Source organism: Pseudomonas oryzihabitans (assembly GCF_024652905.1).
GTDB lineage: Bacteria > Pseudomonadota > Gammaproteobacteria > Pseudomonadales > Pseudomonadaceae > Chryseomonas > Chryseomonas benzopyrenica.
The window spans coordinates 96,098-118,414 of the sequence record NZ_CP102428.1 but is presented as its reverse complement, the minus strand read 5'-3'; the positions used below and the strand labels follow the sequence as shown (position 1 = coordinate 118,414).

Annotated in this window: 22 protein-coding genes; 6 read left to right on the top strand and 16 right to left on the bottom strand. The window is 66.4% G+C overall.

What is annotated here, in order from left to right:
* The 9 genes from kdsB to NRG74_RS00495 all read right to left on the bottom strand — a co-directional run bounded on the left by kdsB (position 1) and on the right by NRG74_RS00495 (position 8,635).
* Positions 1 to 774, bottom strand: a complete 774-nt coding sequence (gene kdsB / locus NRG74_RS00535) for a 3-deoxy-manno-octulosonate cytidylyltransferase (protein ID WP_257705478.1) — start codon at positions 772 to 774, stop codon at positions 1 to 3.
* On the bottom strand, positions 771 to 956 hold the full coding sequence (locus tag NRG74_RS00530) for a Trm112 family protein (protein WP_007162406.1): 186 nt from the start codon (positions 954 to 956) through the stop codon (positions 771 to 773). The genes kdsB and NRG74_RS00530 overlap by 4 nt, the downstream gene beginning before the upstream one ends.
* Positions 957 to 970: 14 nt before the next feature.
* Positions 971 to 1,978 (bottom strand): tetraacyldisaccharide 4'-kinase, encoded by a 1,008-nt coding sequence (gene lpxK, locus NRG74_RS00525; protein ID WP_257705477.1) that lies wholly within the window; start codon positions 1,976 to 1,978, stop codon positions 971 to 973.
* Positions 1,975 to 2,415 (bottom strand): ExbD/TolR family protein, encoded by a 441-nt coding sequence (locus NRG74_RS00520; RefSeq protein ID WP_017639766.1) that lies wholly within the window; start codon positions 2,413 to 2,415, stop codon positions 1,975 to 1,977. Before NRG74_RS00520 ends, lpxK begins: the two co-directional genes overlap by 4 nt.
* Positions 2,412 to 3,047: a MotA/TolQ/ExbB proton channel family protein gene (locus NRG74_RS00515; RefSeq protein ID WP_257705476.1), complete on the bottom strand. Its 636-nt coding sequence runs from the start codon at positions 3,045 to 3,047 to the stop codon at positions 2,412 to 2,414. The genes NRG74_RS00520 and NRG74_RS00515 overlap by 4 nt, the downstream gene beginning before the upstream one ends.
* Before the next feature lie 48 nt (positions 3,048 to 3,095).
* A complete protein-coding gene (locus tag NRG74_RS00510; protein ID WP_257705475.1) occupies positions 3,096 to 5,336 on the bottom strand; it encodes a DNA internalization-related competence protein ComEC/Rec2 in 2,241 nt (746 codons plus the stop codon).
* Positions 5,337 to 5,441: 105 nt separating this feature from the next.
* Positions 5,442 to 6,683 carry a lipoprotein-releasing ABC transporter permease subunit gene (locus tag NRG74_RS00505; RefSeq protein ID WP_257705474.1) on the bottom strand — a complete coding sequence of 414 codons (1,242 nt, stop codon included), beginning with the start codon at positions 6,681 to 6,683 and terminating at the stop codon, positions 5,442 to 5,444.
* 7 nt (positions 6,684 to 6,690) lie between these two features.
* Positions 6,691 to 7,392, bottom strand: coding sequence for a lipoprotein-releasing ABC transporter ATP-binding protein LolD (gene lolD, locus NRG74_RS00500; protein WP_257705473.1), 702 nt, complete (start codon positions 7,390 to 7,392; stop codon positions 6,691 to 6,693).
* Complete coding sequence (locus NRG74_RS00495; protein WP_093256004.1) at positions 7,385 to 8,635, bottom strand: lipoprotein-releasing ABC transporter permease subunit; 1,251 nt, start codon at positions 8,633 to 8,635, stop codon at positions 7,385 to 7,387. The genes lolD and NRG74_RS00495 overlap by 8 nt, the downstream gene beginning before the upstream one ends.
* Positions 8,636 to 8,742: 107 nt before the next feature.
* Between NRG74_RS00495 and NRG74_RS00490 the strand changes: the two genes are divergently transcribed.
* Genes NRG74_RS00490 through NRG74_RS00480 form a run of 3 tightly spaced genes read left to right on the top strand, consistent with a single transcriptional unit; the run spans position 8,743 to position 10,313 of the window.
* On the top strand, positions 8,743 to 9,294 hold the full coding sequence (locus NRG74_RS00490) for a PilZ domain-containing protein (protein WP_017639771.1): 552 nt from the start codon (positions 8,743 to 8,745) through the stop codon (positions 9,292 to 9,294).
* Positions 9,291 to 9,581, top strand: a complete 291-nt coding sequence (locus tag NRG74_RS00485) for a phosphodiesterase (protein WP_257705472.1) — start codon at positions 9,291 to 9,293, stop codon at positions 9,579 to 9,581. Before NRG74_RS00490 ends, NRG74_RS00485 begins: the two co-directional genes overlap by 4 nt.
* A 15-nt stretch (positions 9,582 to 9,596) precedes the next feature.
* Positions 9,597 to 10,313: a glycerophosphodiester phosphodiesterase gene (locus NRG74_RS00480; RefSeq protein ID WP_257705471.1), complete on the top strand. Its 717-nt coding sequence runs from the start codon at positions 9,597 to 9,599 to the stop codon at positions 10,311 to 10,313.
* Positions 10,314 to 10,582: 269 nt separating this feature from the next.
* On the opposite strand, the gene sthA is transcribed toward NRG74_RS00480, so the two are convergent.
* The gene (sthA, locus tag NRG74_RS00475; protein WP_064309428.1) at positions 10,583 to 11,977 is read right to left on the bottom strand and encodes a Si-specific NAD(P)(+) transhydrogenase; all 1,395 of its coding nucleotides are present in this window, start codon (positions 11,975 to 11,977) and stop codon (positions 10,583 to 10,585) included.
* Positions 11,978 to 12,186: 209 nt separating this feature from the next.
* Positions 12,187 to 13,629 (bottom strand): glyceraldehyde-3-phosphate dehydrogenase, encoded by a 1,443-nt coding sequence (locus NRG74_RS00470; RefSeq protein WP_017639775.1) that lies wholly within the window; start codon positions 13,627 to 13,629, stop codon positions 12,187 to 12,189.
* Between the two features lie 154 nt (positions 13,630 to 13,783).
* Here NRG74_RS00470 and mfd point away from each other — a divergent pair, with 154 nt between their 5' ends.
* Positions 13,784 to 17,233: a transcription-repair coupling factor gene (mfd, locus tag NRG74_RS00465; RefSeq protein ID WP_026083697.1), complete on the top strand. Its 3,450-nt coding sequence runs from the start codon at positions 13,784 to 13,786 to the stop codon at positions 17,231 to 17,233.
* A gap of 45 nt (positions 17,234 to 17,278) precedes the next feature.
* On the opposite strand, the gene NRG74_RS00460 is transcribed toward mfd, so the two are convergent.
* The 3 genes from NRG74_RS00460 to NRG74_RS00450 all read right to left on the bottom strand — a co-directional run bounded on the left by NRG74_RS00460 (position 17,279) and on the right by NRG74_RS00450 (position 19,814).
* Entirely contained in the window at positions 17,279 to 18,019 is a 741-nt protein-coding gene (locus tag NRG74_RS00460) for an S-methyl-5'-thioinosine phosphorylase (RefSeq protein WP_093255987.1), read from the bottom strand.
* A gap of 11 nt (positions 18,020 to 18,030) precedes the next feature.
* Entirely contained in the window at positions 18,031 to 19,023 is a 993-nt protein-coding gene (gene nagZ, locus NRG74_RS00455; RefSeq protein ID WP_257705470.1) for a beta-N-acetylhexosaminidase, read from the bottom strand.
* A gap of 80 nt (positions 19,024 to 19,103) precedes the next feature.
* Complete coding sequence (locus NRG74_RS00450) at positions 19,104 to 19,814, bottom strand: TetR/AcrR family transcriptional regulator (RefSeq protein ID WP_160923262.1); 711 nt, start codon at positions 19,812 to 19,814, stop codon at positions 19,104 to 19,106.
* A 236-nt stretch (positions 19,815 to 20,050) separates the two neighbouring features.
* Here NRG74_RS00450 and lexA point away from each other — a divergent pair, with 236 nt between their 5' ends.
* Both lexA and sulA read left to right on the top strand, forming a co-directional pair.
* Positions 20,051 to 20,662, top strand: a complete 612-nt coding sequence (lexA, locus tag NRG74_RS00445) for a transcriptional repressor LexA (RefSeq protein WP_026083698.1) — start codon at positions 20,051 to 20,053, stop codon at positions 20,660 to 20,662.
* Positions 20,663 to 20,846: 184 nt separating this feature from the next.
* A complete protein-coding gene (gene sulA, locus NRG74_RS00440) occupies positions 20,847 to 21,347 on the top strand; it encodes an SOS-induced cell division inhibitor SulA (RefSeq protein ID WP_017639780.1) in 501 nt (166 codons plus the stop codon).
* Positions 21,348 to 21,410: 63 nt separating this feature from the next.
* Here the strand turns inward: sulA and NRG74_RS00435 are convergent, their stop codons facing one another.
* Positions 21,411 to 21,647, bottom strand: a complete 237-nt coding sequence (locus NRG74_RS00435; protein ID WP_007162387.1) for a hypothetical protein — start codon at positions 21,645 to 21,647, stop codon at positions 21,411 to 21,413.
* 130 nt (positions 21,648 to 21,777) lie between these two features.
* The gene (locus NRG74_RS00430; RefSeq protein ID WP_257705469.1) at positions 21,778 to 22,296 is read right to left on the bottom strand and encodes a DUF6586 family protein; all 519 of its coding nucleotides are present in this window, start codon (positions 22,294 to 22,296) and stop codon (positions 21,778 to 21,780) included.
* Positions 22,297 to 22,317: the final 21 nt, after the last annotated feature.

The window sequence follows — 22,317 nt, the reverse complement described above, 5'->3', positions numbered from 1 at the left end:
CTAGGCTCCCAGCAGGCGTCTGACGCGCTCGAGGTCATCCAGGGTATCCACCCCGGCCTGGGGCGCTTCCAGGGCATCGGCGACATGGATGCGGACGCCGTGCCAGAGGGCACGCAGCTGTTCCAGGGCTTCGGTCTCTTCCAGGGCGCAGGGACCCCAGCTGACGAAGTCGGCGAGAAAACCGGCGCGATAGGCGTAGATGCCGATATGCCGGCGGTAGGGAAAACCCTGGGGCAACTGCGCGCGATCACTGGCGAAGGCATTGCGCGCCCAGGGCAACGGCGCCCGGCTGAAGGTCAGCGCCAGGCCGTTCAGGTCGGTGCTCACCTTGACCACATTGGGATTGAACAGGCTGTCGACGTCCGCAATCGGCTCGGCGAGGGTGGCCACGCCGGCTTCGGGATGGGCGGCGAGATTGCCCGCCACCTGGTCGATCACCGCCGGCGGAATCAGCGGCTCGTCGCCCTGGACGTTGACCACCAGGGCATCATCGGCCAGGCCGAGCAGCTCGGCCACCTCGGCCAGGCGATCGGTGCCCGAGGCATGATCGGCGCGGGTCAGCAGGACCCGGGCGCCAAAGCCTTCGCAGGCGCGCAGGATGTCGTCGTGGTCGGTCGCCACCACCACCTGCTCGGCGCCACTGCGCCGCGCCTGCTCCCAGACGTGCTGGATCATCGGCTTGCCGGCGATGTCGAGCAGCGGCTTGTTGGGCAGCCGGGTGCTGGCGAGCCGCGCCGGGATGACGACGGTGAAGGCGGTGAAGGCGGTGCTCATTTATCCAGACGCTCGTCCGTGGTGATGATGCGCGCCTCGCTTTCCAGCATCACCGGGATGCCATCGCGAATCGGGAAGGCCAGGCCGGCGGCCTTGCTGATGAGTTCGGTCTTGTCGTCGCTCAGGATCAGCGGGCTCTTGGTTAGGGGGCAGGCGAGGATGTCCAGCAGCTTGAGATCCATGGGCAGAGGTTCCGTCAGTGAGAGTGTTCGGGCAGGAGCCGGTCGAGACGCCCATCCAGCCAGGCGACGAAGGCAGCCGAGGGCTGGGCGTCCACCGCCAGGTACCACCAGTCGGCGGCGGCGAAGGACCGGCACTTGACCGCGTCCTTCTCGGTCATCACCAGCGGCAGCTCGGGCGTGAAGGTCAGGTCCGCGGCGCTGTAGGTGGCGTGATCGGCGAAGGCATGGGGCAACGGCTGCCAGTGTAGTCCTTCGAGGGTGGCGAAGAAACGCCCGGGGTTGCCGATGCCGGCCAGGGCATGCAGGCGCTGTCCTGGCGGAAAGAAATCCAGCGGCCGGGTCTCGCCGCTGCGCAGATTGACCAGGGCACTGGGCTGTAGGGTCAGGCCGTAGCCGTCGGCAGGATCGACGGCGGCGCCATTGTGGATCACGGCGTCCACCTCGGCCAGGCGCTCCAGGGGTTCGCGCAGCGGCCCCACCGGCAGGCAGCGGCCGTTGCCGAACCCCCGCGCCGCATCGACCATCACCAGTTCCAGATCCCGCGCCAGGCGATAGTGCTGCAGGCCGTCGTCGCTGAGGATGACATCGAGCGACTCTTCGGCGAGCAGGCGCTCGACGGCACGACCGCGGTCGGGATCCGTGACCAGCGCTACCCCGGTGCGCTGCACGATCAGCAGCGGCTCGTCGCCGGCGACGGCAGCGGTGTCGGTCGCCCGCACGCGCCAGGGCAGGCTCGGCGGCGTGGCGCCATAACCGCGACTGACCACGCCGACCCTGAGGCCGCGCGCGCGCAGATGATCGATCAGCCAGAGGATCATGGGCGTCTTGCCGGTCCCGCCGACGGTGAGATTGCCCACCACGATGACCGGGACCGGCGCCCGATGGATGCTGCCCTGCCCCACCAGGAAGCGCTGGCGCTTGCGCCGGGCGACCTGGCGATAGAGGACTTCGAGCGGCGTCAGCAGGCCCAGGGCCGGGTGGCCTGCGTACCAGGCGCGGACCAGGCGCTCGCCCAGGCTCACGGACGTTTCGCCTGGGCCTCGAGGGTGGTGATGCGCAGCTGGCTGAAGCCGAGCTTGCCGGCGGCATCCATGGCCATGACCACCGCCTGGTGGGTGGCGCGGCCATCGGCGGTGATCACCAGCGGCAGGCTGTTGTCGCCGCCGGATTCACGCTGCAGCGCGGTGGTCAGGCCGGTCAGGTCGTTGCGTGCCAGGGTCTGGCCGTTGAGCGCCATCTGGCCTTCGGCGGTGATGCTGATTTCCAGGGTCTTGGCTTGGTTGGCGGCTGCCGCGGCGCTGTCGGCCTCGGGCAGCTCGATCTTCAGCTGGCTGGGCCGGCTGAAGGTCGCGGTCACCACGAAGAACAGCAGCAGGACGAAGATGACGTCGATGAAGGAGGCCAGGTTGATATAGACCTCTTCGCGAGCGGCGCCCCCGGCGCGACGACGGAATTTCACGCCTGAGCTCCTTCGCGAACGTCCACCTCGCGATCGCCGTGGAGGATGTCCACCAGCTTGACCGCTTCCTGCTCCATGCCCACCACCAGCTCGTCCACCCGACGCAGCAGATAGCGATGAAAGAACACCGCAGGAATCGCCACCAGTAGACCGGCGGCGGTGGTGACCAGTGCCTTGGAGATGCCGCCGGCGAGAATGGGCGCATTGGCCATGCCGTCGTTCATGAAGGCGCTGAAGATATCGATCATGCCGAACACCGTGCCGAGCAGACCCATCAGCGGCGCCAGGGCGGCGATGCTGCCGAGGGTGTTGAGATAGCGCTCGAGGTCGTGCACCACGCGGCTGCCGGCTTCCTCGATGGCTTCCTTCATGATGTCGCGACCATGACGGGAATTGGTCAGGCCCGCGGCGAGGATGTCGCCCAGGGGCGAACCGGCGCGCAACTCGCGCAGGCGTTCATTGTTGAGCTGTTTGTCCTGGATCCAGCGCCAGACCTGGGCGAGCAGCGTGGGCGGGGCGACCCGGCCGCGCCTCAGGGTCCACAGCCGCTCGGCGATGATGGCCGTGGCCAGGATGGAACTGAGGATGATCGGCAGCATCATCCAGCCGCCAGCTTTGACCATTTCGAACACGAGACCGTTACCCCTGCCGCAAAATGCGGCCACTCTAGCACGAACGCCTTAGGGTGTCGGCGGGGGTATTCGCCACCAGTGACGCTCCTGGCGCTGACCACGCGGTACCTCCCAGCGACCGAGGGTCCAGGTCAGGGCGCCTAGCGCGGCGGTGTCGTAGGGCAGCACGCCGCGCTCGCGATAGCGCGCCAGCACCTGGGGATGGGGATGGCCATAGCGATTGTTCAGCCCGCGGGAGATCAGCACGCCGCGTGGCTGGACGGCGTCGATGAAACCGGCGCTGGAGCCACTGCGACTGCCATGGTGCGGGGCGACGAGCCACTCCGCCGCCAGGGGCTTGCCACTGGCCACCAACTCCGCCTCGCGGCGAGCATCGATATCGCCGGTCAGCAGCAGGCGCTCGCCCCTGGCCTCGACGCGGAGTACACAGGAGGCGGCATTGGAATCCGCATCGGGACGCCACCAGGTGGTGAAGCCGACCCCGTTCCACTCCCAGCGGGCGCCGTCTTCACAATCCCGGGCGCGCAATTGCGGCTGCAGGCGACCCACCTCACCACTGAGCACCCGGCCCGGCGGCAGCCCCCTGGCCACGGCCAGCGCACCGCCGGCATGGTCGGCATCGGCATGACTGAGCAGCATGACATCCAGGGTATCGATGCCGGTGCCTTTCAGGTTGGGCAGGACGACCCGGGCGCCGCTGTCATAGCTGCCCTGGCGCGGACCGGCGTCGTAGAGCAGGGCATGGTCACGGGTGCGCACCAGCACGGCCAGTCCCTGCCCCACGTCCAATACGGTGATCCGCGCCAGCCCTTCCCCGGGCGCAGGCACCGGGGGAAACAGCCCGGGCAGCATCAGCAGCGCGCCAAGGCCGCGCAGCGGCACGCCCGCGGGCAGCAGGGCCAGCAACGCCCCCAGTCCTGCCAGCCACAGCGTCCAGGCAGGCGCCAATACGGGCTGCCAGGCGGCGGCCAGATGCGCCAACCCGGTCAGCACCCAGAGCAGTCCCTGCAACAGCCCACCGGCCAGCCACAACGCGGGCTCGCCCAGCGGCGACCAGAGCAGCGACAGCAGGGTACCCACCAGCGCCAGGGGCACGATGGCCAGGTCCATCAGCGGCACGGCCAGGGCGTTGGCCAGCGGACCGCTCAGACTCAGGGGCAGGCCCAGCGCCAGGAGCAGCGGCGCCAGCCCCACGGCCATGCACCACTGGGCCCGCCCGAGGGTAGCCCACCAGGGCAATCGGCCCAGACGGCCGGCGAAGCTCCAGAGCAGCAACAGCACGGCGCCAAAGGAGAGCCAGAAACCCGTCAGCAGACTGACCAGGGGATTGGCCGCCAGCACCAGTACCAGGGCCAGCAGGACGGCGTCCGCCAGGCGAACCTGCTGGCGGCCCAGTTGCCAGAGCAGCCCCAGGGTGACCATGACGCAGGCGCGCTGTACCGGCACCTCGAAGCCGGCTAGCAGTCCGTAGCCCAACGCGGTGGCGATCGTCAGCACCGCGGCCGACAGGCGCCAGGGCAACCGGCTTGGCCAGAGACCACGGCGCGCCAGGAGGACCACCCCGGCATAGACGCTGAGGGCGACCAGGCTGATGTGCTGCCCGGAGATCACCATCAGGTGCACGGTGCCGGTATCCTGGAACAGCTGCCACTGGGCATCGGTGATGCCCGAGCCATCGCCCACCACCAGGGCGGCCAGCAACCCGCCCTGTCCGGCCGGATTGCGGGTCTGCAGGTATTGCCGGATACCGTCGCGCCAGGTCGCCAGGCCACTGGCCGCCGCCAGGCGCTGGCCATCCTTGACGCTGCCGGTGGCGCCGATGCCCTGGGCCAGCAGCCAGGCTTCGCGATCCTGGCCCAGGGGGTTGACCAGGCCCGCGGGGCCGCGCAACTCCGCCGCCAGGCGCCAGCGTTCGCCGGCCAGCGGACGGGGACCACCGTGCCAGTTCAGGCGGATCCGCGCCGGTAGCTTCAGGTCGCGGCGGCTGGTAGCCCCGGCGAGCACGAAGACCACCGCGTCGGCGTCCACCGCGGGCAGGCCGCTGATCTGGCCTTCGATCCACAGCACCCGCTGCTCCAGCGCCGGAGCCAGACGATCGTCCAGGGCCCAGTGGGCATTGAGCAACGCCCAGGCCAGGCCCAGGCCGCAGGCGCCAAGGGCCAGGAAGCGGGTCAGCAGCAGCCCCAGGGCCATCGCCGCGAGGGCCGCCAGCAGCGGCAACGACGGCAGCGAGGCGAAGGCGCGCAGGAACAGCACGCCGAGGGCGAAGGACAGCAGAGCGGCGCGCATCAGGACTCCATCCTTGGAGAGCCGAAAGGGCTTTAGAAGCGCGAATTAGAGCAGTTCGGACGCCAGAGGGCCAGGGGCAAGCCGCCACCGGGCCCGGCAGGGAGATCAGTCGTAGCGCAGTGCTTCGGCCGGTGAGGTGCGGGAGGCGCGCCAGGCGGGATAGAGGGTCGCCAGGAAACTCATGCTCAGGGCGGCCACGGCGATCAGCACTACGTCTTCCAACTCCAGCCGCGACGGCAGGTTGCTGATGAAGTACATGTCGCCGCCGAACAGCTTGTGGCCGACCAGGCGCTCCAGGGCGGCGATCCAACTGCTGACGTTGAGCGCCGCGATGACGCCCAGCACGCCGCCGATCAGGGTGCCGACCAGGCCGATCACCGTGCCCTGGACCATGAACACCGCCATGATCTGCCCGGGCGTGGCGCCCAGGGTGCGCAGGATGGCGATGTCGGCCTTCTTGTCGGCCACCACCATGATCAGGGTGGCGATGATGTTGAAGGCGGCCACGGCGACGATCAGCAGGAGCAGCAGGCCGATCATGGTCTTTTCCATCTGCATGGCCTGGAACAGGCTGCCCTGGGAGATCGTCCAGTCACGCGCCTGGTAGCCGTCGCCCAAGGCCTTGGCCACGTCGTGGGAGATGCGCGGCGCCTGGAACAGATCGTCCAGCGCCAGGCGGATGCTCTCTACCTGCCCCGGCTGCCAGCCCTTGAGCGGCGCGGCATCGGCGACGTTGATCAGCGCCAGGGAGGCATCCAGCTCGGCGCCGACCTTGAAGGTGCCGACCACGGTGAAGCGCCGCAGCCGTGGAGTGATGCTGCCGGTGGCACCGACCTCGGGGATGATCACCGTGACTTGGCTGCCCAGCTCCAGTTGGAAGCGTCGCGCGGCGATCTCGCCCAGCACGATGCCGAATTCACCGGGCTTGAGGGCGTCGAGACTGCCCTGGGTCATGCGTTCGCCGACGATGGACACGCGCTTTTCCTGGGCCGGATCGATGCCGTCCACCAGCAGCGGCTGCATGCGGCCACGCACCGAGAGCATGCCCTGCAACTGGGTGTAGGGCACCGCCGCCTGCACATGGGGCTGCTGCTCGGCCTTGGCCGCCAGCGGGCGCCAGTCGTCCAGCGGCTGGGCGCCGCTGATGAAGGCATGGGGCACCATGCCGAGGATGCGGCCACGCATTTCCTCCTGGAAGCCGTTCATCACCGACAGCACCAGGATCATGGCCAGCACGCCCAAGGCCAGGCCGAACATGGAGACCAGCGAGAAGAAGGAGATGAACGACTTGCGCCGCTTGGCGCGGGTGTATCTCAGGCCGATGAACAGCGAAAGAGGTCTGAACATGACGACCTCAGACCTGCCGGGCCGGCGTGGCGTCGACCAGATGGCCTTCGTCCAGGCGCAGCATCCGGTCCATCTGGCCGGCCAGCACCTGGTCGTGGGTCACCACCAGGAAGGCCGTGCGCAGCGACGTGGACAGCTCCAGCATCAGGTCCTGGATACCGTGGGCGGTGTGCTGGTCGAGGTTGCCGGTGGGTTCGTCGAGCAGCACCAGCTTGGGCTGGTTGACCAGGGCTCGGGCGATGGCTACGCGCTGGCGCTCGCCGCCGGACAGCTCGGCCGGCTTGTGGCCCAGGCGATGACCGAGGCCGACCCGCTCCAAGAGCTTGGCCGCGCGCTCACGGGCTTCGCCGATGGAGGACTTGCCGATCAGCAGTGGCATGCAGACGTTTTCCAGGGCGCTGAATTCGGGCAGCAGGTGGTGGAACTGGTAGACGAAGCCCATGGCACGATTGCGCAAGAGGCCGCGGGCCTTCTCGTTCAGCGCCGACAGCTCCTCGCCGTCGAGCCAGACACTGCCGCTGCTGGGGGTATCGAGGCCGCCGAGCAGGTTGAGCAGGGTGGTCTTGCCCGACCCCGAGCTGCCGACGATGGACACCCGCTCGCCCGGTTGCAGGGTCAGCTGGACGTTGCTCAGCACCTCGACGGTCTGGGGGCCTTCCTCGTAGCGCTTGCCCAGGTCCTGGCAACGCAAAACGGCTCGATCATTCATAACGCAGGGCCTCGGCGGGTTGGGTACGGGCGGCGCTCCAGGAGGGATAGAGCGTGGCCAGGAAGCTCAGGGCGAAGGACGCGCCGCAGACCAGCAGAACGTCGTGCAACTGCAGCTGCGCCGGCAGGTAGTCGATGAAATACACCTCGGCGTTGAGGAACTGGTGCCCGGTGACCCGCTGCACCCAGGCCAGCGCGGCGCTGACGTTGAGCGCGGCGAGCACGCCCAGCAGGCAGCCGATGGCGGTGCCGATGACGCCGATGAAGGTCCCCTGGACCATGAACACCGCCATGATCTGCCGGGGCGTGGCGCCCAGGGTGCGCAGGATGGCGATGTCGGACTTCTTGTCGGTCACCACCATCACCAGGGTGGAGACGATGTTGAAGGCGGCCACGGCGACGATCAGCAGCAGGAGCAGGCCGATCATGGTCTTTTCCATGCCGATGGCCTGGTAGAGATTGCCGTGGGTGCGGGTCCAGTCGCGGGCGTACCAGTCGTTGCCGGGCAGCTGGCGGGCGATGTTCCAGGACACGTCCGGCGCCTGGAACAGGTCGTGCAGCTTGAGGCGCACACCCTGCACCGCGTTCGCCGGCCAGCGCTGCAGGCGCGCGGCGTCCTCGATGTCGATCAGGCCCACCGAGCCGTCCAGTTCGCCGGCGCCGACGCTGAAGATGCCCACCACGGTGAATCTCTTCATGCGCGGAAACATGCCGGCGGGGGTCACGGCCACTTCCGGAGCGATGTAGGTGAGCTTGTCGCCGATCTTGACGCCCAGTTTTTCGGCGGCCAGGGAGCCGATGATGATGCCGAATTCGCCCGGCTTGAGGTCGTCGAGCCTCCCCTCGCGCATGAAGCTGGCGATGATCGAGACCTTGGATTCCTCGGCCGGGTCTATAGCGTTGAGCAGTACCGTCTGCACCGCCTTGTCGTGGGCCAGCATGCCCTGCAACTGGGTGAAGGGCGCCACCGCGGCCACCTGGCTGTTCTGCAGGGCCAACTCGCGCACGCTGCGCCAGTCGGTGACCGGCTGGTAGGACTCCACCGTCGCATGGGGAATCATGCCGAGGACGCGATCGCGCATCTCGCGGTCGAAGCCGTTCATGACCGACAGCACCACGATCATGACGACCACGCCGAGGGCCAGGCCGATCATGGAGGTGAGCGAGATGAAGGAAACGAAATGATTGCGGCGCTTGGCGCGGACGTAACGCAGGCCAAGGTAGATCGGCAGGGGTCTGAACATAGGCTCGCTTGCACGGCGGAAAGACGTAGGCGCCCTGCGGGTTGGACGGCGACACCGTGCCGGCTCGCCGGCTACACTCGGGGCCATCACCCACGGAGCGGCCCGACATGACCACCCCAGACGCGCGTGAACGGCGGGAATACTATCGCATCACCGACCGTATCGCACTGCAAATCAGCCCTGCCGACGGGGTCCCCGGCGAGACCGCGCCGCTGTTCGCACTCCTGAGCGAACTGCATCAGCTGGAATTCGAATCCCGTCACCTGCTGCGCAATCTGGACGAGCGCGATCGCGCCGTCACCGCCTGCCTGCGCCTGGTGCACAAGCGCCTCGACCTGCTTGGCCAGGCCTTTACCTGGAATCTCTTGCACGACAGCGGCGCCACCCGCGACGTGGTGCTGTCCGAAGGGGGCCTGGCCTTCGTCGATGCCGAGCCCTATGCCCTGGGCACCCGGCTCGACCTGCGCATGGCGCTGCCACCCCAGGGCCTCGGCCTGCAGGTGCTGGCCGAGGTGACCGGTTGCCAGGCCGTCAGTGGCGGATACGAGATCGGCACCAGCTTCATCGACCTGGAAGACGCCCAGCGTCAGCTGCTGGCGCGCCATGTCCTGCGCCAGCAGGCCCGGGTGCGCCGCGCCGACCGCGGAGAGGAGGCGTGAAACGTCCCTGGCTGGCCGCCTTGCTGCTCGGCATCGCCCTGCCCAGCTGGGCCGAGACCCTGCAGATCCCGCTGGGCCAGCAGGGCCAGGCCGGCACGCCGCTGCCCCAGCGCGGCGACAGCCGCGGCCAGGTGCTGGAACGCTTCGGCCTGCCCGACCAGGAGCATCCTCCGGTCGGCCGCCCGCCCATTCGCCGCTGGGACTATCGCGATTTCAGCGTCTATTTCGAAAACGATCGGGTGCTGGATGCGGTTCGTGAACCGCGTCGCCCCGCCCCTTCACCCTAGCGCCTAGGAGCCTTCATGACCCTTATCTATGGACACCGCGGGGCCCGCGGCGAAGCCCCGGAAAACACCCTGGCCGGTTTCGAGCTGTGCCTGGAACTGGGTGTCAGGCGTTGCGAGCTGGACCTGCACCTCTCCCGTGACGGCGAACTGGTGGTGATCCACGACCCGACCCTGAAACGCACCACCGGCCGGGGCGGCAAGGTCAGCGAAAAGGCCGTCGCCGATCTGGTCGCCCTGGATGCCCGCCAGGGTGGCCCGGTCTGGCCACGCCCCAGCCCCATCCCGACCCTGCGCGGGCTGTTCGAGAAGTGCCCCTTCGAACACTGGCAACTGGAAGTGAAGAGCGCCTCGCGGGTGCGAGCGGCGCAGACCGTGAAGGCCATCGCCCAGCTGGTCGAGGAATTCGGCCTGCAGGAGAAGATCACCGTGACCAGTGCCTCGCGTGAGGTCCTGGGCGCCCTGCAGCGCGATACCCCCCATCTGGCCCGCGGTCTGGTGGCGGAATACGCCTGGCTGGATCCGCTCAAGGTGGCCGCCCACTACGATTGCCACCTGCTGGCGCTGAACTGGACGCTGTGCACCCCGGAGCGGCTGCTCAAAGCCCAGCGGCAGGGACTGCACGTCTCGGTCTGGACGGTGAACGACGCCAGCCTGATGCGCCGTCTGGCCGATTTCGGCGCGGACAGCCTGATCACCGACTTCCCGAGCCTGGCGCGACGGACCCTGGGGTAGGACCTGACGAATCGAATCCGGGCATCGTTGGGCTTCGCTGCGCTCAGCCCAACCTACGGGTGCCGCATGGGATCGTAGTTTGGGCTGAGACGGCTCCATCGTCGAAGCCCAACAGCCCGAGTGAACCCAGGCATCGTTGGGCTTCGCTGTGCTCAGCCCAACCTACGGCTACTCGCATTATCGCGGCCATGGGCCGCTCCTACAGAAGCATTACACCCTGTAGGAGCGGCCCATGGCCGCGATTGTGTCGGAGAGTAAAGCCGTCTCGGTCAAAACAACCGATTCAAGCCATCGAAAGCCGCCACCCGATAGGCTTCGGCCATGGTCGGGTAGTTGAAGGTGGTGTTGACGAAATAGCGGATGCTGTTCGCCTCGCCTTGCTGGTTCATGATCGCCTGGCCGATGTGCAGAATCTCCGAGGCCTGGTCGCCGAAGCAGTGCACGCCAAGCACCTGCAGGGTCTCGCGGTGGAAGAGGATCTTCAGCATGCCCACTGGTTCGCCGGAGATCTGCGCCCGCGCCATACTCTTGAAGAAGGCCTTGCCGACCTCGTAGGGCACCCGCTCCTGGGTCAGCTCACGCTCGGTCTTGCCCAGCGAACTGATCTCGGGAATGGTGTAGATGCCGGTGGGGATGTCGTTGACCACCCGCCCATTGTTGTCGTGCAGGATATTGTCCGAGGCCGAACGCCCTTGGTCGTAGGCGGCACTGGCCAGGCTCGGCCAGCCGATGACGTCGCCCGCCGCATAGATGTTGGCGACCGAAGTCCGGTAATTCTCGTCCACGGTGACCTGGCCACGGCTGTTCACCGAGATGCCGACGTTCTGCAGCCCGAGCTGGTCGGTGTTGCCGGTCCGGCCGTTGCACCACAGCAAGGCATCGGCGCGCAGCTTCTTGCCGGACTTCAGGTGCAGGACGACGCCGTTTTCCTGGCCTTCGATGCGCTCGTATTCCTCGTTGTGACGAATGAGCACATTGTTGTTCTGCAGGTGATAGCTCAGGGCGTCGGAGATTTCGTCGTCGAGGAAGCTGAGCAGCTGGTCGCGGTTGTCGATCAGGTCGACCAGCACGCCGAGGCCGCTGAAGATGGAGGCGTATTCGCTGCCGATCACCCCGGCGCCGTAGATGATCAGCCGGCGCGGCGTGTGGGTCAGCGACAGGATGGTGTCGCTGTCATAGATGCGCGGATGGCTGAAGTCCACGTCCACCGGGCGATAGGGCCGCGAGCCGGTGGCGATGACGACCTGCTTGGCCACCAGGCGCTCCAGATCGCCACGCAGGTTGACGATCTCGATGGTGTTCTCGTCGGCGAAGCTGGCGGTACCGAAGAACAGGTCGACCCGGTTGCGCGCGTAGTAGCCGGTACGAGACGACACCTGCCGGGCGATCACCCGCTCGGCGCTGCGCAGGACATCGGGAAAGGAGAACCAGCGTGGCTCGCCGATGGAGCGGAACATCTCGTTGGTGTTGAACTGGATGATCTGCTTGACCGAATGGCGCAGGGCCTTGGAGGGAATGGTACCCAGATGGGTGCAGTTGCCGCCGACCACCTGGCGATTGTCCACCACCGCCACGCGGCGGCCATTCTTGGCGGCGTTCATCGCCGCGCCCTCGCCTGCCGGTCCCGAACCCAGTACCACCACGTCGTAGCTATAGACCGCCATGCTTTCTCCTCAGAAGGTTAGCCGTCCGCAGGCGACGGCTGGAGCCGGACCGCCTCGCGAGAGGCCAGATCCGGCGCGAGATCGCCCCAGGGGGCTGCGACCTCTTGTCACGGGTCGCTATTGTGGCGCAAAACCCGACCAAAACGAAAACGGGAGCCGCCTGGGCTCCCGTTTTTTCTTGCAAGTCAGCCTTGCCTAGGACGCAAGACTCAGGCCGGGAAGGCCGGCGGATTGACCCCCGCCATCTCTTCCAGCACCCGCACGACCTGGCAGCTGTAGCCGAACTCGTTGTCGTACCAGACGTAGAGGACGACGCGGTTGTCGCTGACGATGGTGGCACCGGCATCGACCACGCCCGCATGGCGAGAGCCGACGAAGTCGCTGGAGACCACTTCCGGCGAGTTCACGAAGTCGATCTGCTTGTGCAGCGGCGAGTGCAGCGCCATTTCACGCAGGTACTCGTTGATCTCGTCCTTGCTGGTGCCGTTCTCCAGGTTCAGGTTGAGGATCGCCATGGAGACGTTGGGCGTCGGCACGCGGATGGCGTTGCCAGTCAGCTTGCCAGCCAGTTCCGGCAGTGCCTTGGCCACGGCCTTGGCGGCGCCGGTCTCGGTGATGACCATGTTCAGCGCGGCGCTGCGACCACGGCGATCGCCCTTGTGGAAGTTGTCGATCAGGTTCTGGTCGTTGGTGTACGAATGTACGGTCTCGACGTGACCGTTGACGATGCCGTACTTGTCATTGACCGCTTTCAGGATCGGCACGATGGCGTTGGTGGTGCAGGACGCCGCGGTAACGATGGTGTCTTCGGCGGTGATGGTGTCATGGTTGATGCCATGCACGATGTTCTTCAGGCTGCCCTTGCCCGGTGCGGTCAGCACCACGCGGGAGACGCCCTTGCACTTGAGGTGCTGGCCCAGGCCTTCGGCATCGCGCCATCTGCCGGTGTTGTCGACCACGATGGCATCCTGGATGCCGTAGGCGGTGTAGTCGACGGTGGTGGGATCGTTGGAGTAGATCACCTTGATCAGGGTGCCGTTGGCGCACAGGGTGCTGTTGGCTTCGTCGACGGTGATGGTGCCGTCGAAGGAACCGTGCACGGAATCGCGACGCAGCAGGCTGGCACGCTTGACCAGGTCGTTGTCGGCGCCCTTGCGCACGACGATGGCGCGCAGGCGCAGGCCGTCGCCGCTACCCTGGTGCTCGATGAGGATGCGCGCCAGCAGGCGGCCGATGCGACCGAAGCCGTAGAGTACGACGTCCTTGCCCTTGCGCTGCTCGACGCCCTGCTTGCCGACCACGGCGGACAGCTCGCTGCGCAGGAAGTCCTTGAGGTCGCGACCGGCACCCTCGGCCTTGAACTTCAGGCTCAGGCGGGCCAGGTCGATGGAGGCGGCGCCCAGTTCCAGCTCGCTCAGGGCCTTCACCAGCGGGTAGGTGTCCTGCACGGACAGCTCGACGTTGTCGATCTGGCGGGCGAACCGGTGGGCCTTGAGAATGGAGATCACCGAACGGTTGACCAAACCGCGACCGTAAATCGAGGTCACAACATTGTTGTTACGGTACAGCTGACCAATCAGGGGAATCATGGCCTCGGCGAGCGCTTCGCGATCGATCCATTCTTCAAGGCACTGCTCAGGCTTCTGACTCACGACAAATCCTTCCCTATGTAGGAGCTGAAAAAAGGAACTACATTATGACCGCGCTGCCTGTCCCAGGCAATCGACGCGCGTCGCTGCACTGACAGCGCGAAAGCCCGGTCGTTACAATCCCAACCCTCCCAAAATCCACCGGAGTTCCGCCCGCGTGTCAGTTTTGCGTACCCCGTCAATTCCTGAAACCGCCGGCCGCCAGCAGTGGGGCAATCTGCCCGGCGCCGCGCTAGCCCTCGCCATCGCTGAAGCCGCCAAGGCCGCGACCCGCCGCTTCACCCTGCTGATCACCCAGGACAGCCAGACCGCTGATCGCCTGGAGCAGGAACTGCGCTTCTTCGCCCCTGAATTGCCGGTGCTGAATTTCCCCGATTGGGAGACGCTGCCCTACGATGTCTTCTCGCCACACCAGGACATCATCTCCCAGCGCGTCGCCACCCTTTATCGGCTGCCGGAGCTCTCCCACGGTATTTTGGTAGTCCCTCTGGCGACCGCCCTACACCGCCTGGCACCCACGCGCTTCCTGCTCGGCAGCAGCCTGGTGCTGGACGTCGGCCAGCGGCTGGACGTGGAAGCCACCCGCGCGCGCCTGGAAGCAGCCGGCTATAGATATGTGGATACGGTGTACGAACATGGCGAGTTCGCCGTGCGCGGCGCCTTGATCGATCTCTTTCCCATGGGCAGCAACCTGCCCTACCGGATCGACCTGTTCGACGACGAGATCGAGACGCTGCGCACCTTCGATCCGGAGACGCAGCGTTCCATCGACAAGGTCGACAGTATCCGCCTGTTGCCGGCACGGGAATTCCCACTGCATAAGGAAGCCGTGACCGGCTTTCGCGCGCGATTCCGCGAGCGCTTCGACGTCGACTACCGTCGTTGCCCCATCTATCAGGATCTCGCCAGCGGCATCACCCCGGCGGGCATCGAGTACTACCTGCCGCTGTTCTTCGACGAGACCTCGACGCTCTTCGACTATCTGCCGGCCAACACCCAGGTGTTTTCCCTGCCGGGCATCGAACAGGCCGCCGAGCAATTCTGGACCGACGTCCGCAATCGCTACGAAGACCGCCGAGTCGATCCGGAGCGACCCTTGCTGCCGCCGGCCGATGTCTTCCTGCCGGTGGAAGACTGTTTCGCCCGGCTGAAGGCCTGGCCGCGGGTGGTCATCGGTGCGGACGATCTGGAATCCGGTGTGGGCCGCGAACGTTTTACCGCGCGGGCGCTGCCGGATCTGGCCATCGATGCCAAGGCCAGCCAGCCCCTGGCGGCGCTGGAGCACTTCATCACCGACTTCCCCGGTCGCGTGCTGTTCACCGCGGAAAGCGCCGGACGCCGCGAGGTGCTGCTGGAATTGCTGGCCCGGTTGAATCTGCGCCCTGGCCAGGTCGAAGGCTGGGCAGCCTTCCAGGCCAGTGCCGAGCGCATCGCCATCGCCCTGGCGCCGCTGGACGAGGGTCTGGTGCTGGATGACGCCGGCGTCGCCCTGATTCCGGAGAATCCGCTGTTCGGCCAGCGCATCATGCAGCGCCGCCGCCGCGAGAAGGGTCGTGACGCCGGCGAGAACGTCATCAAGAACCTCACCGAGCTGCGCGAAGGCGCGCCGGTGGTGCACATCGACCACGGCGTGGGCCGCTACATGGGTTTGATCACCCTGGAGCTGGACGATCAGCCCCAGGAATTCCTGCTGCTCGAATACGCCGACGACGCCAAGCTCTATGTGCCGGTGGCCAACCTGCACCTGATCGCCCGCTACTCGGGCACCGACGATGCCCTGGCGCCGCTGCACAAGCTGGGTTCCGAAACCTGGCAAAAGGCCAAGCGCAAGGCCGCCGAACAGGTGCGCGATGTGGCCGCCGAGCTGCTCGACATCTATGCCCGCCGCGCCGCGCGCAAGGGCTATGCCTTCAAGGACCCGGCGGCGGACTACGCCACCTTCTCCGCCGGCTTCCCCTTCGAGGAGACGCCGGACCAGCAGGCCGCCATCGAGGCCGTGCACAAGGACATGCTGGCGGGCACGCCCATGGATCGCCTGGTCTGCGGCGACGTGGGCTTCGGCAAGACCGAGGTGGCCATGCGCGCGGCCTTCATCGCCGTGCACGGTGGACGCCAGGTGGCGGTGCTGGTCCCCACCACCCTCCTCGCCCAGCAGCACTACAACAGCTTCCGCGACCGCTTCGCCGACTGGCCGGTACGGGTCGAGGTGATGAGCCGCTTCAAATCGGCCCAGGAGGTCGCCGCCGCGGCGCGCGAACTGGCCGACGGCAAGATCGACATCATCATCGGTACCCACAAGCTGCTGCAAGGCGATGTGAAGTTCAAGGACCTCGGCCTGGCCATCATCGATGAGGAACACCGTTTCGGGGTACGCCAGAAGGAACAGCTCAAATCGCTGCGCAGCGAGGTGGACATCCTCACCCTCACCGCCACACCGATTCCCCGCACCCTGAACATGGCCGTGGCCGGCATGCGCGACCTGTCCATCATCGCCACCCCGCCCGCACGGCGCCTCTCGGTGCGCACCTTCGTCATGGAGGAGCAGAACGCGGTGATCAAGGAAGCCCTGCTGCGCGAGCTGTTGCGCGGCGGCCAGGTGTACTTCCTGCACAACGAGGTCAAGACCATCGAGAAGCGGGCCCGCGAACTGGCCGAATTGGTGCCCGAGGCCCGGGTCGGCATCGGCCACGGGCAGATGCGTGAACGCGATCTCGAACAGGTGATGAGCGATTTCTACCACAAGAGATTCAACGTGCTGGTGGCCTCGACCATCATCGAGACCGGTATCGACGTCCCCAACGCCAACACCATCATCATCGAACGCGCCGACAAGTTCGGCCTGGCCCAGCTGCATCAGCTACGCGGCCGGGTCGGTCGTAGCCACCACCAGGCCTATGCCTACCTGCTCACCCCACCGCGCAAGGGCATGACCCCGGACGCCGAAAAGCGCCTGGAAGCCATCGCGGGGGCCCAGGACCTGGGGGCCGGTTTCATCCTGGCGACCCACGACCTGGAGATCCGCGGTGCCGGCGAATTGCTCGGCGAAGGCCAGAGCGGGCAGATCCAGGCGGTAGGCTTCACCCTTTACATGGAAATGCTGGAGCGCGCGGTCAAGGCCATCCGCAAGGGCGAGCAACCCAACCTCGAAAAACCTCTGGGTGGCGGTCCGGACATCAACATGCGCGTCCCCGCGCTGATCCCGGAAGACTATCTGCCCGACGTCCATGCGCGGCTGATCCTTTACAAGCGTATCGCCTCGGCGGCGGACGAGGACGCCCTCAAGGAATTGCAGGTGGAGATGATCGACCGCTTCGGGCTCCTGCCGGAACCGACCAAGAACCTGGTACGCCTGACGCTGCTCAAGCTGCGTGCGGAGGGCCTGGGCATCGTCAAGGTGGATGCGGGACCCCAGGGCGGGCGGCTGGAATTCGCCGCCGATACCCAGGTGGATCCGCTGGTGCTGGTGAAGATGATCCAGGCGCAGCCGAAGAAGTATCGACTGGAAGGCGCGACCCTGTTCAAGTTCCAGGTGCCGATGGAGCGGGCGGAAGAACGCTTCAACGTCCTGGAAGCCCTCTTCGATCGCCTGACGCCCGCCGCCAGCTGAGCGAAGAGCCGCTCCCGGGTCATCCTGGGAGCGGCTCGGGTGCTATCAGCCCGTCAGCACCTCGGCCAGCACCTGCCGGACCTCGTCGATGCCGCTGGCGAGGACGGCTTCGATCTCAGCCATGGTGATTTCCCGCTGCACCTTGCCGGCGGCCGGATTCACCACCAGCGCCAGGCAGGCATAGGGCAGGCTCAGTTCCCGGGCCAGGGCCGCTTCCGGCATCCCGGTCATGCCGACGATGTCGCAGCCGTCGCGCTCCAGCCGGACGATTTCTCCCGCCGTTTCCAGGCGCGGCCCCTGGGTCGCGGCATAGACGCCGTGGTCGCTATGCGGCAGTTGCAGCGTGCGCAGTGCAACCAGCAGCCGCTGACGCAAGGGCTCGTCATAGGGAAAACTGAAGTCGATGTGGGTGACATGGTCGAGGTCCGCGCCTTCGAAGAAGGTATGGCCACGCCCCCAGGTGTAGTCCACCAGCTGATGGGGCACGCACAGATGGCCGCTGCCCATGGCGGCGTGAATGCCGCCCACGGCATTCACCGCGAGGATGGCCTCGGCACCGGCCTCCTTGAGCGCCCAGAGGTTGGCGCGGTAGTTGACCTGGTGCGGTGGAAGGCGATGGGGATGGCCATGGCGCGCCAGGAACAGCACCTCGCGGCCAGCATAGCGACCGCGCTGCACGGGGGCCGACGGCACTCCCCAGGGCGTTTCGAAGGTCTGGGCCTGGTCCAGCTCCAGGCCGGCGAGCGCGGTGAGGCCGGTGCCTCCGATGATGGCGTAGGTAGTCATGGATACGTCCTCTAGATGAGTTCAGCCTGGCGCAGCCGCTGCAGGGCAAGACTCCACTGCGGTTGTTGCCGATAATCGAGATCGACGTGGCGACGGGCCCTCATGCTGGCCAGCCGTGGCGCGGGCGAGACGCCCAGCTGCTGTACCCGGGTCAGGGCCAGCTCGGCCGCCGCGCGATCGTTGCAGACCAGTCCCATGTCGCAACCAGCGCTGAGGGCCGCTTCGACGCGCTGACCGGCATCGCCGGCCACATGGGCACCGGCCATGGACAGGTCGTCGCTGAAGATCACCCCCTGGTAATCCAGTTCGCCGCGCAGGATGTCCTGCAGCCAGCGTCGGGAAAAGCCGGCCGGCTGGGGATCCACGGCAGGATAGATGACATGGGCGGGCATGACGCCACCCAGCGCTGGCAGCAGCGCCTGGAACGGGCGCAGGTCGGTGCGCAGCAGGGTGTCCAGATCGCGCTCGTCGGTGGGAATGGCATAGTGGGAATCGGCTTCGGCCCAGCCATGCCCGGGGAAATGCTTGCCCGTGGCGGCCATGCCGGCGTCACCCATGCCGGCGATGAAGGCACCGCCCAGCCTGATCACCTGCTCGGCATCGCCGAAGGAGCGCAGGCCTATGACCTGACTGCGCCCATGGTCGACGTCCAGCACCGGAGCGAAGCTGAAGTCCAGCCCCACCGCCAGGATCTCGGTCGCCATGATCCAGCCACAGAGCCGGGCTAATTCCAGGCTGTCCGCGCGACCGCCCAGCTGCCCCATGGCCGGCAGCCGTACCACGTCGCGGCGCAGGCGCTGCACGCGACCGCCTTCCTGGTCCACGGCCAGCAACAGCTCCGGGCGCACCGCGCGGATCGCGCGGCACAGTTCGCGGACCTGCCCCGGGGTTTCGATGTTGCGGGCGAACAGGATCAGTCCGCCCACCTCTGGCTGGCGCAGCAGCTGACGATCCTCGGCGGTGAGCCAGGTGCCAGCGATATCGACCATCAGGGAGCCTTGCATGGGTACCTCGTCCGAATGCTCCGGCGCATGGCGCCGTGAAAGGGACGCAAGCTTACCCCAGCCACCCTCGATGCCGCAGCCTAGTAGGTCTCGGCTGTCTCCACCGCCACTGGCCGCCGCGGCCGATACTGGGCCTGGGCCAGCTCCGGTGCGTGCATCGCCGTCGGCGCCCGCATGCCGGTGGCGAGGAAGGGGACCATCAGCCGCAGCACCTGGTCGGTGTGGGTATCGACGCCGAAATCGTTCTCGCCGATCGCCCGCAGTGCCTTGATGCCGGACATGCTGAACACCGCCGCGCCCAGCATGAAGTGGGCGCGCCAGAACAGCTCCAGGGGCGGAATCTCGGGCACGGCGCGGTTCACCAGCAGCAGGAAGCGGCGGAAGGCACGCCCATAGGTCTGTTCCAGGTATTTGCGCAGGTGGCCCTGGCTCTGACTGAACGCCAGACCCAGCAGACGCATGAACACCGAGAGGTCATTGCCATGCCGTGGCTTGATGGCCAGGGAGTGGTCCACCAGCAGATTCAGCAGCGCCTCCAGGCTCACCTCTTCCCCGCTCTTCGGCTGCCACTGATCCAGATCCCGCTCCAGGTTGAAGCAGAAGGGATCGAGAAAGCGCGAAAACACCGCCTGGATCAGGGCCTTCTTGGAGCCGAAGTGATAGTTGACGGCCGCCAGATTGACCCCGGCGCGGGTGGTGATGAGTCGCAGCGAGGTTTCGGCAAAGCCGCGCTCGGCGAACAGTTGCTCGGCCGCATCCAGAATGCGCTCCACGGTATCCGACTGCGCCATGACCTTCCTCGATAGATGAATTTCCGTTTGAAACATATGTTTCAAACGCTATCCAAGTCAATCGCAGTTCGGGCGGTGAGCCTGACCCGAAAGCGCTGGAGCACTCGTATTTCCGCTGTTTGCGAGCTATTCGCCACCAATCCGGCCTGTCGTCCGAAGCCGGGCCAGGTGCCCTTGCCTACCACCTGGAGTTACTGTATATAATCACAGCATCATTAGACGACGCGACGTGCATCATGCTGAAACTGACACCGCGACAAGCCGAGATCCTGGCCTTCATCAAGCGTTGCCTCGAAGCCAATGGCTTTCCGCCTACCCGCGCGGAGATCGCGCAGGAGCTTGGTTTCAAATCGCCGAATGCGGCCGAGGAGCACCTCAAGGCCCTGGCCCGCAAGGGCGCCATCGAGATGACGCCGGGCGCCTCCCGTGGCATCCGCATCCCGGGTCTGGATACCACGCGCAAGGCCGACGAGAGCCTGCCGGTCATCGGTCGGGTCGCCGCGGGCGCCCCCATCCTGGCCGAGCAGAACGTCGAGGAAAACTGCGCCATCAACCCGGCCTTCTTCCAGCCCCGTGCCGACTACCTGCTCAAGGTCAAGGGCATGAGCATGAGAGACGTCGGCATCCTCGATGGCGACCTCTTGGCCGTCCATGTGACCCGTGAGGTGCACAATGGCCAGATCGTCGTGGCCCGGGTGGGCGACGAAGTCACCGTGAAGAGATTCAAGCGCTCGGGCAACCAGGTCACCCTGCTGGCGGAAAATCCCGAGTTCGCCCCTATCGAAGTCGATCTTTCCACCCAGGAATTCGCCATCGAAGGGTTAAGCGTTGGCGTCATCCGCCGCTAACGTCTAGGGCTGGCCTGCGGGCCAGCCTCTTGTCACCGCTATTTGCCTTACGCCGAAGTCTTGATCGGGGGTATCGGTTCGCGCTCCGAAAAAGCGCTCAAGACCAGGCTGAGCACAGTGACGTCATGTATCCGTGGTACATGACCTCAAGTGGATTTGATCGAGTCGCCTCCAGGAGGTCGCCATGCAATTTCCCCTGATGTTCGATGCCCCGCGTTCGTTGGTTCAAGAGCTGGATCTGGCACCTGAGCTCCTGCTGCAGGAGCTGACCGCCTTTCTGCCCAAGGCCGGCAAGCCGGCCCGGGAGCTGCCGGCCGCCCCGCTGCCGGACACCTTCAGCGAGATGTCCCTGCACGGTAGCCAGGAACAGTGCCTGCAGTTGCTGGCGCCCATCCTGCGCCAGCTGAGCGACAAAGACGATGCTCGCTGGCTGACCCTGGTCACGCCGCCGTCGCTGCTCAGCAACGCCTGGTTGCGCAGTACCCATCTGAATCCGGAACGGGTGCTCCTGCTGCAGACGCCGAGCGCGGCCAAGACGCTGCAACTGGCCTGCGAGGTGCTGCGCAAGGGGCAGAGTCATACGGTGATCAGCTGGCTGCACGACCTCAGCGATGCGGGCAAGCAGCAACTGGCACGCGCCGCAGCCCAGGGCAACAGCCAGAGTCTGAACGTCAGATTCGCCTAGGCAGCGGGCAGGAAGGGATGTAGCGGCGGCATTCCCGCACGGAATGCCGGATCAGGCGGAGAGTCAGTGCAGGACGCGGGGTTGATCGTCACGCTGAAGGCTGTCGCCTTCGGCCAAGCGACCCGCCATCTGCACGCCCAGGTTGAACATGGCCTTGGCCACCTCTATCTGCTGTCCATGCAGGAAATCCTTGGCATCGCTGGAAAACTCAAGGGTCACGAGGGCTTCCTCGTCGTCCGCACGGCGCAACACGATGCGACCATCGGAGAGTTCAACGATTTCCAGGTAGGCAGTAGTCATTCAGTATCTCCACAGCTAAGCGGATAGTGTAACAGCGTGGGGTCTGGGAGGCTGACTTGCCTGAGCCTTTTTCGACGGTCTGCAAGGCCATCGTCCTGACGGCCTATGCGGCATGCTAGCTGGACGGCTCCTACCACTCGGTCATGGCGCCGCGGAATCTGAGCGCCGTCTGCTTGAGACTTTCGCGCCAGGCTTCCACTTCTTCAAGACCCAGTTCCGGCTCGGCCGGTTCCAGGCTGACCGCTTCGATGAGGGCCAAGGTCGGGTCCTGCTTGGGCCGCCGCGGCGCCTGGGGCGGTTGCAACAGCCGCTGGTATTCGGCGATCAACCGCGCCAGCCAAGTCTCCGAATTTTCAGCCAGCTCCACCAGTTCACCCATCTCCGGACTGGGCGCCTCATTCAAGGCGTCGGGTGAGAGCAGGACGGCGAGCGACGTGGCTTCCATGGTGGGATGACGGTAGAAGCCTGCCACCTCCTGACAGAGCCCCAGCAGGGCGCCATGCAGGTGAAACAGGCAAGCCTCGCGCTCGGCCATGATGCGGCCCTGGCTTTGTGCGGAGGGTGCCGCCTGAGCCGAGCGCCAGCTGTCCAGCGCCAGACCGGCGAAATAGATCTTCTGGTTGGTACGGGTGTAACGCTCGTTGGCCATGCCCTTCTCCTCAGGCCGGCT